General features: G+C 64.7%; 12 protein-coding genes. 5 read left to right on the top strand and 7 right to left on the bottom strand.

Annotated features, from left to right (window positions below; genetic code table 11):
- The first annotated feature begins 3 nt into the window (after positions 1–3).
- Positions 4–1,161, top strand: coding sequence for a PepSY-associated TM helix domain-containing protein (locus ACIPRS_RS15165; RefSeq protein ID WP_446539143.1), 1,158 nt, complete (start codon positions 4–6; stop codon positions 1,159–1,161).
- A gap of 181 nt (positions 1,162–1,342) precedes the next feature.
- On the opposite strand, the gene ACIPRS_RS15170 is transcribed toward ACIPRS_RS15165, so the two are convergent.
- Positions 1,343–2,725, bottom strand: coding sequence for an aldehyde dehydrogenase family protein (locus tag ACIPRS_RS15170; RefSeq protein WP_446539144.1), 1,383 nt, complete (start codon positions 2,723–2,725; stop codon positions 1,343–1,345).
- Between the two features lie 106 nt (positions 2,726–2,831).
- On the bottom strand, positions 2,832–4,487 hold the full coding sequence (locus ACIPRS_RS15175) for an acetolactate synthase large subunit (protein WP_446539145.1): 1,656 nt from the start codon (positions 4,485–4,487) through the stop codon (positions 2,832–2,834).
- Positions 4,488–5,250: 763 nt separating this feature from the next.
- On the opposite strand from ACIPRS_RS15175, the gene ACIPRS_RS15180 reads away from it, so the two are divergent.
- The 4 genes from ACIPRS_RS15180 to ACIPRS_RS15195 are packed head-to-tail and all read left to right on the top strand — an operon-like array spanning position 5,251 to position 9,179.
- Positions 5,251–6,078: a hydroxypyruvate isomerase family protein gene (locus ACIPRS_RS15180; RefSeq protein ID WP_446539284.1), complete on the top strand. Its 828-nt coding sequence runs from the start codon at positions 5,251–5,253 to the stop codon at positions 6,076–6,078.
- 25 nt (positions 6,079–6,103) lie between these two features.
- Complete coding sequence (locus ACIPRS_RS15185; RefSeq protein ID WP_337732245.1) at positions 6,104–7,789, top strand: GMC family oxidoreductase; 1,686 nt, start codon at positions 6,104–6,106, stop codon at positions 7,787–7,789.
- The gene (locus ACIPRS_RS15190; RefSeq protein WP_337732244.1) at positions 7,789–8,364 is read left to right on the top strand and encodes a gluconate 2-dehydrogenase subunit 3 family protein; all 576 of its coding nucleotides are present in this window, start codon (positions 7,789–7,791) and stop codon (positions 8,362–8,364) included. Before ACIPRS_RS15185 ends, ACIPRS_RS15190 begins: the two co-directional genes overlap by 1 nt.
- A gap of 56 nt (positions 8,365–8,420) precedes the next feature.
- Positions 8,421–9,179: a 3-keto-disaccharide hydrolase gene (locus ACIPRS_RS15195; protein ID WP_446539285.1), complete on the top strand. Its 759-nt coding sequence runs from the start codon at positions 8,421–8,423 to the stop codon at positions 9,177–9,179.
- A 30-nt stretch (positions 9,180–9,209) separates the two neighbouring features.
- Here the strand turns inward: ACIPRS_RS15195 and ACIPRS_RS15200 are convergent, their stop codons facing one another.
- From ACIPRS_RS15200 to ACIPRS_RS15220, 5 genes are all read right to left on the bottom strand, one after another.
- Positions 9,210–9,518, bottom strand: a complete 309-nt coding sequence (locus ACIPRS_RS15200) for a c-type cytochrome (protein ID WP_446539146.1) — start codon at positions 9,516–9,518, stop codon at positions 9,210–9,212.
- Between the two features lie 17 nt (positions 9,519–9,535).
- A complete protein-coding gene (locus tag ACIPRS_RS15205; protein ID WP_446539147.1) occupies positions 9,536–10,393 on the bottom strand; it encodes a sugar phosphate isomerase/epimerase family protein in 858 nt (285 codons plus the stop codon).
- A gap of 61 nt (positions 10,394–10,454) precedes the next feature.
- Positions 10,455–11,579, bottom strand: coding sequence for a Gfo/Idh/MocA family protein (locus ACIPRS_RS15210; RefSeq protein WP_446539148.1), 1,125 nt, complete (start codon positions 11,577–11,579; stop codon positions 10,455–10,457).
- 11 nt (positions 11,580–11,590) lie between these two features.
- Complete coding sequence (locus tag ACIPRS_RS15215; protein ID WP_446539149.1) at positions 11,591–12,817, bottom strand: nucleoside permease; 1,227 nt, start codon at positions 12,815–12,817, stop codon at positions 11,591–11,593.
- Between the two features lie 27 nt (positions 12,818–12,844).
- The gene (locus tag ACIPRS_RS15220; RefSeq protein ID WP_446539150.1) at positions 12,845–13,897 is read right to left on the bottom strand and encodes a sugar phosphate isomerase/epimerase family protein; all 1,053 of its coding nucleotides are present in this window, start codon (positions 13,895–13,897) and stop codon (positions 12,845–12,847) included.
- Positions 13,898–13,978 lie beyond the last annotated feature (81 nt).

The following is a 13,978-nucleotide window of genomic DNA, read 5'->3' on the forward strand; positions in this document are numbered from 1 at the left end:
GTCATGCGCCAGCCACCGCCAGCGATCTCATCTTCTTCCGTGCCGACCCAGCCCCACAGAGGGGGCGGAAGGCGCCGTTGGTTCGATCTGCACAGTTGGATCGGACTCAAGCTGTGCCTGTTCATGGGCTTTATCTGCCTGACCGGCACTCTGGCGGTGTTTGCGCAGGAAATCGATTGGCTGCTGCACGCGGAAATGCGCGTGACTCCCGGCGAGCAACGCGTCAGTTGGGGGCAGATGGTCGATGCGGTGCAGCGAGCCCATCCTGACTGGTCGCTTCAGGGCCTGGCTGCACCGCATGCATCGCGCTTCGCCGCCAAGGCCCAGGTGCGTACGGCAGATGGAAGGCTGCGGTTTGTCTGGGTCGACCCGTACACCGGCAAGGTGACGGGGGATACCCATTGGTTCAATGTCCACCGTTTCCTGCGCAACACGCATCGCCACCTCATGCTGCCCGTCAGGTACGGCGTACCGCTGGTGGCGGCGCTGTCGATCCCCTTGCTGCTGTCACTTGTCAGCAGCCTCTTCATCTACAAGCGCTGGTGGCGTGGATTCTTCAGTTGGCCACGCGGCGACCGGCCACGCCGCCTTTGGGGTGACATCCATCGGTTGCTCGGTGTCTGGAGCCTGTGGTTCGTGGCGCTGATTGCGGTTACCGGCGGGTGGTATCTGGTCGAATCACTGGGCGGCAAGGCCACGCCTCCACCGAAGATCTCGCTGCCAGGTGACGGCAAGGGCGAGAAGGCGGCACCTGCCGATCCTGTGGCCATCGACCGCGCCGTCGCGGAGTTGGCGAAGCGCTGGCCTGAGCTGAGTGTGGCAGGAGTGCTACCCAGTGCGGCTGGCCAGGGCATCCTCATCGACGGACAAGCGCAGGCATGGCTCGTACGTGATCGAGCCAATGTCGCCGGCTTCGATCTGCGCGATGGTCGTCTGCTTGAGCTTCAGGATGGGCGTGAGATGAGCGTCCATCAGCGCATCGCCGAGATGGCCGATCCGCTGCACTTTGGCTCATTCGGTGGATGGCCGGTGCGGCTGCTGTGGTTCCTGTTCGGCGCTGCGCTCACGGCGCTCAGCTTCACGGGCGTGTACCTGTATGGCCTGCGAGTGGCCGACACACTGCGCTCGGCCCGCAAGCGGGGGCGTCATGAGTCGACCTGACCCCGGCCCTTGGAGACTGGCCTGGCGCAGCATGGGACGATGGCGCTGGCTTTGGCTGGTGCTGCTGATTCTCTGGCTCGCGCTGATTCCATTGGAAGCCATGAAGTAGAGCTTGTCGCTGGCGAAGCAAAGGCGGCTTCCGACCTTGGACCAACCGCTAGCTCCCTGGCTTCTGGAAATCTCAGCTCCTGCGCATCAGGATCATCTTTTCCTGAGTCATGTCGCGCATGGTGTAGGGAATGCCGCCGGTGCCATACCCGGATTCCTTGCGACCAGCGAAAGGCATCCAGTCGGTGCGAAAGGCGGTGGGGTCGTTGATCATCACCGCCGAGGCATCCAGACGGTTGGCCGCGCGCAGGGCGATATCAATGTCTTGGGCGAAGATGCTGGCCTGGAAGGCGGTGGGCAGGGCGTTGGCGCGCGCAATCGCCTCGTCGAGATCGCTATAGCGGTAGACCGCGACCACCGGGCCGAAGATCTCTTGCAGGGATACCCGTGCGTCGACAGGGGGATCGAGCAGCACCGCAGGTTGCAGCGTCGTCTCAGAGAGGCGTGTTCCGCCGGTAGCGAGCTTGGCGCCGCCCTTGACCGCCTCCTCGATCCATTCCGCGACCCGGTCTGCCTCTCGTGGCAGAATCAGTGGGCCAACCTCGGTCTCCTTCAACGTGGGATTACCGGTACGCAATCTTTCGACTCGAGCGATAAGCCTGTGCGTGAAGTCGTCGGCAATGTCATGGTGGACGTAGATGCGCTGCGTCGATACGCAAACCTGGCCTGCATGGTAAAACCCGCCCTTCACGATCGGCTCGATGATCTTGTCGAGGTCGGCGCTGCGATCGACGATGGCCGGCGCAAGACCCCCATGCTCGAGCGCCGAGCGCGCCCCATGGGCGAGCTTGGCATGCAGCGACCAACCGACCCTGGCCGAGCCGATGAAACTCAGGAACGCGACCCGCTTGTCGGTCGCGAGCTTTTCGGCCAGTTCATTGCCTTCCGGTACGAAGCTCTGGCACCAGGGCTCGGGTAGGCCGGCTTCATGTGCCATCGCAACGAACTCGATGCAGGAGAGGGGGGTCGTGCCCGCGGGTTTGACGATGACGGGGCAGCCGACCGCGATGGCCGGCGCGACCTGGTGGACGATCAGGTTCAGCGGATGATTGAACGCCGAGATCGCCGCCACGATGCCGACGGGCTCTTTGGTGGTAAACGCCCAGCGATTCTCCGCAGCAGCCGACAGGCCCATCGGGATCTCCCGGCCAGCGAAGTTCCGCAGTTCGTCGGCGGCGTTGTGGACGCCGTCAATGGCGCGCGTTGTCTCGACGATAGCGTCAGGTAGCGGCTTGCCACCCTCGCGCGCGATCTGCATGGCGAGCTGGTCGCGCTTACCTTCCATCAGAAGGGCCAGCCTGCGCAGGATGGCAATGCGCTGATGCGGCTTGAGCCAGCCGTCACGATCCTTGAACACGCGCTCGGCGGCTTGCAGTTTGCGCTCCAGTGCCATGGCATCGTCGGTTTCTATTTCCGCGATCGGTGCACGGTCAAAGGCCTGAACGACGTTCAGCATGGTGGATTTCCTCACACGTCAGATGCTCGAGGGAGAAGCGGGGCGCCATTCTCTGCGCGGCTTTGCAAGCCGTCATTGACGACCGATGGCGTCGCGACAGATCCGCTCACGCGCACTCCAGGCCGGGTTTCCGATTGCGCAATTCGTCGACGAGCACATGCGTGTTCTCGGAATAGTCGATCGGCACGTCAATCAGATGAACCCCGCCACCGGCGAAGGCGGCTTCGAGCGTCGGCACGAGATCCTGGACTGCGGTCACCCGCGAACCCTTCGCGCCATAAGCTTGGGCATAACGCACGAAGTCGGGATTGCCGAAGCGCATGCCGAAATCCGCGAAGCCATCGACTGCCTGCTTCCAGCGGATCATGCCGTACGCACTGTCGTTCAGGATGACCACGACCAAGTTAAGTCCGAGCCGCACGGCCGTTTCCATCTCCTGCGAGTTCATCATGAAGCCGCCATCGCCGCAGACCGCCATGACGCGACGATGTGGATAGAGCATCGCCGCCATCATCGCGGAAGGCAGGCCCGCACCCATCGTGGCGAGCGCGTTGTCGAGCAGCAGCGTATTGGCGACATGGGTGCGGTAGTTGCGGGCGAACCAGATCTTGTACATGCCATTGTCGAGACAGACGATGCCATCGTCCGGCATGACTTCGCGCACATCGTGGACGAGGCGTTGGGGCGTGACCGGGAAGCGATCCTCTTCGGCGCGGTCGTTGAGGCGGGCAAGGATCTTCTGGCGCAGCGCGATCATCCCTTCGTCGGGAGACAGGCGGCCTTCGAGCCGCTCGGCGAGCGCTTCGACGGAGGCTCCAACATCGCCGATCACCTCGATATCCGGATGGTAGACCTGCTCGACCGTGGCAGATTGGTAGCCGACATGGATGACCTGCGGTCCGCCGCTGTTCTTCATGAGGAAGGGAGGTTTCTCGACCGTGTCATGGCCGATGGCGACGATCAGGTCGGCACGCTCGACGGCTTCGTGGACATAGTCGCCCTCCGAGAGCGCGGCGGTGCCCATGTAGAGGTTGGAGCCGCCAGTGACCGCACCCTTGCCCATTTGCGTGTTGAAGAAGGGGAGCCGGGTACGCATCACGAAGGTCGATAACGCCTCGGTCAGCCACGGCCGGCTGCCGGCCGCGCCGATCATCACCAGCGGGCGCTTGGCGGCGAGGATGGCCTCCACCGCCCGGTCGAGCGCGGCAGGAGGGGCGAGGGGACGCTCGATCGGGTGCACCGAAATGACGGGGGCGCTTTCGACCTCTTCGGCGGCGACGTCCTCCGGCAGCTCGAGATGCACCGGCCCCGGCCTCTCCTCCGTGGCAACGCGGAACGCATCACGCACGGTAGCGGGAATGGACGCCGCGCTGACGATCTGGCGCGTCATCTTGGTCAGTGGCTTCATCGACGCGACGATATCCACGATCTGGAAACGAGCCTGCTTGGCGCTCATCACGGCTTTCTGGCCGGTAAGAAGGATCATCGGCATGGCCCCGAGATGGGCATAGGCTGCACCGGTCGAGAAATTCAGTGCGCCCGGGCCCAACGTGGCGAGGCAGACGCCTGGCTTACCCGTGAGCCGCCCATGCGTCGCCGCCATGAAGGCGGCTGCTTGTTCATGACGCGTCAGGACGAGTTCGATGCGTGAGGTCCGGAGCGACTCCAGGAAGTCGAGATTCTCCTCCCCCGGTACGCCAAAGATACGGTCCACGCCTTCGTTCTCAAGCGCATCGACCAGCAAGGCAGAGCCCTTGCGCATAGTTCGGATCCTTATGGCAGTGAATCGGACAGAACTGGGCGGACGTAGTGCATGGGCGAGTCTAGCAAGCGATACGTTAACTGCGCGGAGCGTGGCGGGACTCGGGTACTGTGAACCGGCGAGGAAAAAAACACGCAGAAGATGATGGTTCACGACGCACCGGCGACACCCTGCGTGGCCGCCGCACGGGCGAAGGAAATCGGGCCGGCACTCGTCCTTGCCGGACGTGACGAAGAGCCGCTGCAGGCTCGCATGTTCACTCTCGATGACCTGGCCGATGTCAGGCGCGGGCTGCAGGACATCGACGTGCCGCTCAACTGCGCCGGTCCGTTCGTGCACACGGTGGAGCCGCTGATGACCGCCTGCCAGCACACTGTTTGTCATGAGTCATGCGTATGGCAAAGAGGGGCATGGCGCTGCAAACGCGCTTGCCGGCAATCGTGCTGTCGAGCTCATGCAAGGTTCGAATTGTTGTGCTCTGCAGCATGGGAATTCGTGCGTGGCGTCTTGCATCGGAGTGTTCGGCTGCTTTATGGTGCAATCGATTGCATTGAGGCGAATCTTTGAAGCTTCGCGCCGGTTGGGAGGCCGGGATATCGATGTATGTCTATTCGATCAGAACGGCATGCTGCATCTCGTCCGGTGCATGCCTCGCGATGGCAGCGATGTCTCGAACGATAGTTTCGAGCGTCCGCCGGCCGTGGCTGGATCCATGAGCGCGCAAGGCGGGGGATTCACGCGCCGGGATGCGCTGCGCGCCGCCATGTTGGGCAGCGCTGGGCTGGTCGGTGCCGGCCTGGTGTCCGGCACCGGTGCAGCGGCGCCGCTCAAAGGCACGCTGAAACATTCCGTCGCCCGCTGGACATTCCCGAAGTTGTCGATTGCCCAGTTGTGCGAGACGGTGAAGGGCATAGGTTTTGCCGCCATCGACTTGGTCGGCCCGCAGGACTGGCTGACGCTGAAAGCGCATGGCGTGTTCAGCTCGATGTGCAACGGCGCAGAGCTTGGTCTGGATAAAGGCTTCGCCGCCACCCAGTTCCACGATCAACTGGTCGAGCGCTATACCCGCCACATCGATTTGGTGGCGGACGCCGGTTATCGCAACCTCATCTGCTTCTCCGGCAATCGCAACGGCATGGATCCTGAGGAGGGCCTGGTCAACGCCGAAGCCGGCCTGAAACGGATCCTGGGCCATGCGGAGAAGCGCGGCGTCATGCTGGTCATGGAGTTGCTGAACTCGAAGGTGGATCACCCCGACTATCTGTGCGACCGCTCCGGCTGGGGCGTGGCGCTGTGCGAGCGGCTGGGCTCCGATCATTTCGGCCTGCTCTACGACATCTACCACATGCAGATCATGGAAGGCGACGTGATCGCCACGATCCGCAAGCACCACGCGTTCTTCAGGCATTACCACACCGCGGGCGTGCCTGGCCGGCACGAGATCGGCGAGGACCAGGAACTCAACTATCCAGCCATCTGCCGCGCCATCCGCGATACGGGCTTCGACGGTTACGTGGCGCAGGAGTTCATGCCCACCGCCGCCGATCCCATCGCCTCGCTGCGCGAGGCCGTGCGCCTCTGCGACATCTGAATCCGATATCCACCAGGGAAATCCCATGGCAGACAATCACTACGACGCCATCGTCGTCGGCTCGGGAATCAGCGGCGGTTGGGCTGCCAAGGAACTGACCGAGAAAGGCCTCAAAGTCCTGATGCTGGAGCGCGGCCGTAACATCGAACACGTCAAAGGCTACGTGAACGCGATGAAGGAGTCATGGGATTACCCGCATCGCAATCATCCCACCCAGGAGATGCGGGCCAGGTTCCCGGTCCGCGTGCGCGACGGCGGCCTGGGCGAGAACACGCTGGACATGTGGGCGAACGAGCAGGATTGCCCCTACACGGAAACCAAGCGCTTCGACTGGTACCGCGGCTACCACGTCGGCGGCCGATCACTGATGTGGGGCCGGCAGAGCTATCGCCTGTCGGATCTGGATTTCGAGGCAAACCTGAAAGAGGGCATCGCCACCGACTGGCCGATCCGCTATGCCGATATCGCGCCCTGGTACGACCACGTCGAGAAGTTCGCCGGCATCGCCGGTACCCGAGAAGGCCTGGACGTCCTGCCCGACGGGGAATTCCTGCCGCCCATTCCTTTGAACATCGTCGAGAAGGACGTAGCCGCGCGGATCAATCAGGCCTTCGGCGGCACGCGCCACCTCATCCACTCGCGCACCGCCAACATCACCCAGCCCAAGCCCGAACAGGGCCGGGTGAACTGCCAATACCGCAACAAGTGCGTTTTAGGTTGTCCGTTCGGCGCGTACTTTTCCACCCAGTCGGCCACGCTTCCGGCGGCGATGAAGACGGGCAATTTGACGCTGCGGCCGTTCTCGATCGTCAAGGAGGTGCTCTACGACAAGGACCGCAAGCGCGCGCGAGGGGTGGAAATCATCGACGCCGAGAACGGCCAGACCTACGCGTACACGGCCAAAGTGGTTTTCCTCAATGCGTCCTCGTTCAACTCCACCTGGCTACTGATGAATTCGGCCACCGATGTCTGGGAAGGCGGCCTGGGTTCCTCCTCGGGCGAGCTGGGACACAATGTCATGGACCATCATTTCCGTGTCGGTGCCTCGGGTCGTGTCGATGGTTACGAGGACAAGTACTACTCGGGTCGCCGTCCGTGCGGTTTCTACATCCCACGCTTCCGCAACGTCGGCAGCGACAAGCGCGCCTACATGCGAGGCTTCGGCTATCAGGGCGGCGCCAGCCGCACCGGATGGTCGCGCGAGATCGCCGAGCTCAGTATCGGTGCGGAACTGAAGGAGGCGCTGACCCAGCCGGGCGAGTGGCGCATCGGCATGACCGGGTTCGGCGAGATGCTGCCGTATCACGACAACCGGATCACCCTGGACCCCGAACGCAAGGACAAGTGGGGTTTGCCGGTGCTGGCGATGGACGTGTCCATGCGCGAGAACGAGCTCGCGATGCGCAAGGACATGGGCGCCGATGCCGCGGAGATGCTGGAAGCCGCAGGCATCAAGGACGTCCGGGTGCATGACGATGACTACGCGCCGGGCATGGGTATCCACGAAATGGGTACCGCGCGGATGGGACGGGACCGGAAAACGTCGGTACTGAACATGCACAACCAGGTATGGGATGCGCCGAACGTCTACGTCACCGATGGCGCCTGCATGACCTCAGGCGCCTGCGTGAATCCGTCGCTGACCTACATGGCGTTGACGGCGCGTGCGGCGGACCACGCCGTGCAAGAACTCAAGGCGGGGAATCTGTGATGGAACGCCGGGAACTCCTGAAGATGATCGCCGCCGCCACCGGCGCGGCCATGATCGGCATACCGGCGTTCTCCTACGCGCAGGCGCCGGTTGCCGGCGCTGCGAGCGCCTTTTCCGAAGTCGATGTGGCGCTGCTGGACGAGGTGGCCGATACCATCCTGCCGCGGACCAGGACGCCGGGGGCCAAAGATGCGGGCGCGGGCGCGTTCATGGCCCGGTACGTGGCCGACTGCTACACGCCGCAGAACCAGGCAATCTTCCGCGACGGTCTGGCCGATCTGGATCGGCGTGGCGGGCAAGGGTTCCTCTCACTGTCGCGGGACGCGCGCGCCACACTGCTGCGTGCGCTGGATGCCGAGGCCAGGGCGGGGCTGGGTACCACCGCGAAGGAGGGCGGTGTGAACCCGGGGCCGCTGACGCCGCACTACTTCACGATGCTCAAGCAGCTGGTGATCTTCAGTTTCTTCACCTCGCGCCCGGGCGCGACTGAGGCGCTGCGGTACGTGCCCGTGCCGGGCCGCTACGACGGCGAACTGGGCTACACGCCGGGCACGCCGGCATGGGCCACCGAATGAGCGGCCTGTACCGTCCGTCCACGCCCCGCGCGTTCACGAGAACCTCCATGACCCCGATGACAAGACCCATGCTGATGGCGACCTGCCTGCTGGCCCCTTGCGTGTTGGCCGCAGCGCCCGCCATCGCGCAGGCTGCCGGTGATCCGCAGCGCGACCCTGCCAAGACCGAAGTCTGGAAGCCGATCCCGGCGATGGTCGCCACGCCCCGCGATGCCGCCCCGTCCGATGCCGTGGTGCTATTCGACGGCAAGGATCTGTCGGCGTGGGAGGGCGAGCAGGGCGGCGAGGCGCGCTGGGTGGTGGCCGACGGCGCGTTCACGGTGGTGCCGGGCAGCAAGGGCATCCGCACGAAGCAGCGCTTCTGCGATATCCAGCTGCATGTGGAATGGCGCACGCCTGTCGAGACCCGGGGGCTCGATGGACAGCAGCGCGGCAACAGCGGCATTTTCCTGCAAGAGGTCTACGAACTGCAGGTGCTGGACAGCTACGAGAACCCCACGTATCCCAACGGGCAGGCCGCATCGATCTACAAGCAGGCCATTCCGCTGGTGAACGCCTCGCGCGCACCGGGCCAATGGCAGGTCTACGACATCATCTGGAAGGCGCCGCGCTTCTCCGCTGGCGGCGGTCTGGTCTCACCGGCGCGCATCACCGTGCTGCACAACGGTGTGCTGGTGCAGAACGATACGGTCGTGTCGGGCAAGACCGAATACATCGGCGCGCCCTCGTATCCGCCCCACAGCTGCGCCCCGATCTACCTGCAGGATCACGATGCCAGGGTCAGCTTCCGCAACATCTGGATGCGCGAACTCTGAGCTGCGCGCTGGACGCTCATCCGTCTTCGCTTATTGCTTGAGGAAGGCGACCAGGTCGTCGATTTCCTTTTCCGAGAGCTGGCTGAAGGGCGGCATCAGCCCGCCGCCATTCACGATCTTCTCCCTGATCTGCTTTTCGTCCAGCCGCTTGCCCACGTCAGTGAGGGCAGGGAAGGTGCCCGGAATGCCGGCACGTTCCGCGCCGTGGCAGGCCGAACACTGGGTGGCGTAGAGCCGGGCACCGGCCGCCGCATCCTGCGGGCCTCCCGAGATCGCCGGGACCGCGACGGAGGCGGCCACCACGACAGACAGGCTGGCCAACTTGACGAATTTCCCCATGGGGATCACTCCGGTATTCAGCGCGCTGCGTCCGCAGGCAGGTGCTTGTAGAGATAGTCTGCGCCGGCTTTCACCACCGCGGAAGGATCGCGCGGCTGATCGTGCTCGACGATGAACCACTGCACGCCCGCCGCCTTGGCGGCAGGAAGGATCGATCCCCAGTCCAGCACGCCCTGGCCGACGGGGGCGAACCCTCCTTCATCCTGCGCCTGGCCCGTGGCTGCGTTGTCCTTGGCATGGACCGCGAACAGGCGCCCGCGGAACTTGCCAAGCGTCGCCGCTGGATCGAGCCCGGCGCGCGCCACCCAGGCCAGATCCAGCTCCGTTTTCAATCCTGGGCCCGCCGCTTCGAATAGCAGATCCAGTCCCGTCTTGCCGGCGAAATCCACCAGTTCGAAGTCGTGATTGTGGTACGCCAGGGTCATGCCCCTGGCTTGCAGCCGTTTCGAGATGCCCGCCAGTTCCTCGCCCAGGGCCGTCCAGCCGGCCGCGTCGGTCGGCCGCTCCTGTTCGCCCAGATAGGGCACCACCAGCACGGTGTTGCCGATCGCCTGGTTGAAGGCGACCACGCCATCCAGGTCCGTGCGCAGGTCCGCCAGCTGCACATGGCTGGAGATGACCCTGATCGAATACCTGTCCAGCAACCGCTTCAGTTCGTTGGCACTGACGTTCTGCGTGCCGACGGTTTCCACCGCCCGCACGCCCGCGTCGTGCACGATCTTCAGTTGCTCATCGAGCGAGGCCACATGACGCAGTGTGTACATCTGCACGGCGATGGGCTTGGGCGGCATGGCGGCGTCCTTGGCGAAGGCGGACAGGGCGGACAGGCACAGCAGCGTGGTGGCGGCGATTTTGCGCAAGGGCGTGATGGTCATGATGCACTCCAGGTTCGAAGACCTGCAGACAGGAAGAAGCGGCGCTCGTGTCCCAGGTCGATCAAGGTATGGACGTCCAGGCGCGCGTCCTGGCCGAGGCGATGACGCGGTCGACGATCAGTGCCGAGCGCAGTCCGTCTTCGAATGTCGGCAGCCCTTCAGGTCGCTCAGCGACGATGGCGCGGTAGGTGTCGGCGACGAAGGCGTCGAAGCAGTTGCCATAGCCCTGCGCGTGACCGGGTGGCAGCACCGACAGCCGGCGTTGTTCGGCGCTTCCCGCTCCCGGACCGCGCACGAAGATCTCCTCGCGCTGGTCGGGCAGTCCGATCCAGAGCCGTTCGCTGTCTTCCTGATCGAAGGCCACGCTGGCTTGCGCACCGTCGATTTCGAACCACAGGCGGTTCCGGCGTCCGGCCGACACCTGGCTGACGGTCAACGAGGCCAGCGTGCCGTTGCCGGTCTTGAACAGCGCCGCGGCCACGTCTTCGCTGGATACCGGCTGCATCGCGCCGCCCGCCGCGGGCGTTGAGAAACTCAGCCCGGTGGCGGCGGCGCGCTGCGCGATCACCGTTTCGAAGGCGGCGCTGACGTCCACGAACCGTTCGCCACTGACCCATTCCACCAGGTCGCACCAGTGCGAGCCGATGTCGGCGAAAACGCGCGACACGCCGCCCAGCGCCGGATCCACGCGCCAGTTGTTGCTGGCCGGGTCCAGCAGCCAGTCCTGCAGGTAGCTGCCATGGATGAGCCGTAGCGGCCCCAGGTCACCGTGAGCTATCCGCGCGCGCGCTTCGCGAACGACCGGGTGATAGCGGTAGACGAACGGCACCGTCGCCACTAGGCCGGTGGAGGCCGCCAACGCGGAGAGCGCTTCGGCATCCTGCAGGGTGGTGGCGAGGGGCTTCTCGCAGATCACATGCTTGCCGGCTTCCAGCGCGGCCTGCGCCATCGCGCGGTGCAGGTGATTAGGGGTGCATACATGCACCACTTGCACCTCCGGGTCGGCGAGGGCGTCACTAATGTCGCGATAGGCGCGCGGCACGTCCCATGCTTCCGCCACTTCGGCACCACGTTCCGGAGATGACGCACTGACGCCACGCACGACCGCGCCGGCCAGCAAGGCCGCGCGACGATGCACGGCGCCGATCATTCCGGTGCCGACGATGGCGACCCCGAGCTTGCCCATGCGACGGCTCCTCAGCTGGCGGACGACGTGGAAGGCGCACCGGCGGAAACCGGCCGCTCGCGGAACAGCAGCAGGAAGGCCACCAGCACGACGAAGGCCACAGCCGCGGGAAACAGCCAGATCTTCTGCCAGTCCGGGCCCGCCGCCGTGGTGTAGTACTCAACGACCGCACCGGACAGGAAGGTGCCGATCAACATGCCCACACCATAGGTGGCCAGCGTGATGAACCCTTGCGCGCTGCTGCGCACCGACGGGCCCGCGTGGGCGTCGGTGTAGATCTGGCCGGTGACGAAGAAGAAGTCGTAGCAAATGCCGTGCAGCACGATGCCGATGACAAGCAGCGCGAACCCGCCGCCGGCGTCGCCATAGGCGAACATCCCGTAGCGCAACACCCACGCCGCCATGCCGATCGCCAGCATGGTCTTGACGCCCAGCCGCGCGAACAGGAAGGGCATGGCCAGCATCAGCAGCACCTCGGACACCTGACCCAGGGACTGCAGGCCGGCCGCACCGCGCACACCCAGGTCGTTGAGGTACGGATTGGTGAAGTTGTAGTAGAACGACAGCGGCACGCAGATGGCGATCGAGGCCAGGAAGAACACCAGGTACGAGCGCGACTTCAGCAGGCGCAGCGCGTCCAGGCCGAGGATCTGGCCCAGCGAAGCGTTGCGCTGCTGGGCGAGCGGCGGCGTGTGGGGCAGGGTGAAGGCGTACAGTCCCAGCATCAGCGAGGCAGCCGCGGCCATGCGGAAGGTGAGCTCCAGGCGGTGTGCCTGTTCCCACCCCAGCCAGCCGATCAGCACGCCGGCGACGATCCAGCCGATGCTGCCCGCGACCCGCACGGGCGGGAACTGTTTTTCGGGCGACTGCATGTGCCGCATCGCCACGCTGTTCGCCAGGGCCAGCGTCGGCATGAACAACAGCATGTAGGCCATCACATACGCGGCGAACGCGTCGAAGCTCGTAGCCGTGGACGCGAACCACATCAGCACCGCCCCGGCCAAGTGCAGCACCGCCAGGATGCGTTGCGCGGCGAAGTAGCGGTCGGCGATCAATCCGACCAGGAACGGCGCGACGATGGCGCCGATGGACTGGCTGAGGAAGGCGGTGGCGACCTGGCTTGCGCTGGCCTTCAGCGGGCCCTGCACCAGATACGTGCCCAGGGTGACGAACCACGCCCCCCAGATGAAGAACTGCAGGAACATCATCGCGCTCAGGCGCGACATGGCGAACGTCATGACTTCCCCTCCCAGGTCGGTGTTCGGTCAGAGCCCCAGCATGCCGCGCAGTGTTTCCCGACTCGCACCGCTGTCGGCGAAATCGTCGAAGGCGCGCTCGGTCACCCGGATCAGATGGTCGCGGATGAAGGCGGCGCCTTCGCGCGCGCCGTCTTCCGGATGTTTCAGACAGCACTCCCATTCCAGTACGGCCCAGCCGGGGAAATCGTACTGCGCCATCTTCGAGAAGATGGCCTTGAAATCGATCTGGCCATCGCCCAGCGAGCGGAAGCGGCCGGGACGGTCGATCCAGTTCTCGTAGCCGCCATAGACGCCGCTGCGCGCACTGGCGCGGTACTCGGCGTCCTTGACGTGGAAGATGCCGATGCGTTCGTGGTAGCGGTCGATGAAGCCAAGATAGTCCATCTGCTGCAGCAGCAGGTGGCTGGGGTCGTAGAGGATTTTGGCGCGCGGATGATGGTCCACTGCGTCGAGGAACCGTTCGAAGGTCGCACCGTCGTGCAGGTCTTCGCCGGGATGGATCTCATAGCAGAGGTCGACGCCATGGGCATCGAAGGTGTCCAGGATGGGACGCCAGCGGCGTCCGAGTTCGACGAAGGCCTCTTCCACCAGGCCCGGTGGCCGCTGCGGCCAGGGGTAGAAATAGGGCCAGGCCAATGCACCCGAGAACGTGGCATGCGCGGTCAGTCCGAGTCGCTGGCTGGCCTGCGCGGCCATTACCATCTGTCCGACCGCCCACGCCTGTCGGGCGGAAGGATCGCCGCGCCTCTCCGGCGGGGCGAAACCGTCGAACAGGCTGTCGTACGCGGGATGTACGGCGACCAGCTGGCCCTGCAGGTGGGTGGACAGTTCGGTGATGCGGATGCCATGCCGGTCCAGCATGCCGGCGATATCGTCGCAATACGCTTGGCTCTGTGCTGCCTGCGTCAGGTCGAAGATATGGGGCGCGCTGGTGGGCACTTGTACGCCAGAATAGCCGAGCCCGGCCGCCCATTCGGCCAAGGTATCCAACCGATCGAAAGGAGACTTGTCACCGATGAATTGCGCCAGGAAGAGCGCGGGACCCTTGAGTGTCTTCACGGCGATCGGCCCTGATGCAATCGATTGCATGATCCTAGCATGGGGTCCGACGCAAATGCGTTGTGCAGCGCATCGGAGACG

The organism is Pseudoxanthomonas sp. LARHCG66, assembly GCF_052871755.1.

What these genes read in the sequence shown, in the direction of transcription:
- ACIPRS_RS15190 (WP_337732244.1), top strand. Translation starts at nt 7,789, where the DNA reads ATGGAACGCCGGGAACTCCTGAAGATGATCGCCGCCGCCACCGGCGCG.
- ACIPRS_RS15185 (WP_337732245.1), top strand. Translation starts at nt 6,104, where the DNA reads ATGGCAGACAATCACTACGACGCCATCGTCGTCGGCTCGGGAATCAGC.
- ACIPRS_RS15200 (WP_446539146.1), bottom strand. Translation starts at nt 9,518, where the DNA reads ATGGGGAAATTCGTCAAGTTGGCCAGCCTGTCTGTCGTGGTGGCCGCC.
- ACIPRS_RS15180 (WP_446539284.1), top strand. Translation starts at nt 5,251, where the DNA reads ATGTTGGGCAGCGCTGGGCTGGTCGGTGCCGGCCTGGTGTCCGGCACC.
- ACIPRS_RS15170 (WP_446539144.1), bottom strand. Translation starts at nt 2,725, where the DNA reads ATGCTGAACGTCGTTCAGGCCTTTGACCGTGCACCGATCGCGGAAATA.
- ACIPRS_RS15215 (WP_446539149.1), bottom strand. Translation starts at nt 12,817, where the DNA reads ATGACGTTCGCCATGTCGCGCCTGAGCGCGATGATGTTCCTGCAGTTC.
- ACIPRS_RS15205 (WP_446539147.1), bottom strand. Translation starts at nt 10,393, where the DNA reads ATGACCATCACGCCCTTGCGCAAAATCGCCGCCACCACGCTGCTGTGC.
- ACIPRS_RS15175 (WP_446539145.1), bottom strand. Translation starts at nt 4,487, where the DNA reads ATGCGCAAGGGCTCTGCCTTGCTGGTCGATGCGCTTGAGAACGAAGGC.
- ACIPRS_RS15195 (WP_446539285.1), top strand. Translation starts at nt 8,421, where the DNA reads ATGACAAGACCCATGCTGATGGCGACCTGCCTGCTGGCCCCTTGCGTG.
- ACIPRS_RS15165 (WP_446539143.1), top strand. Translation starts at nt 4, where the DNA reads ATGCGCCAGCCACCGCCAGCGATCTCATCTTCTTCCGTGCCGACCCAG.
- ACIPRS_RS15210 (WP_446539148.1), bottom strand. Translation starts at nt 11,579, where the DNA reads ATGGGCAAGCTCGGGGTCGCCATCGTCGGCACCGGAATGATCGGCGCC.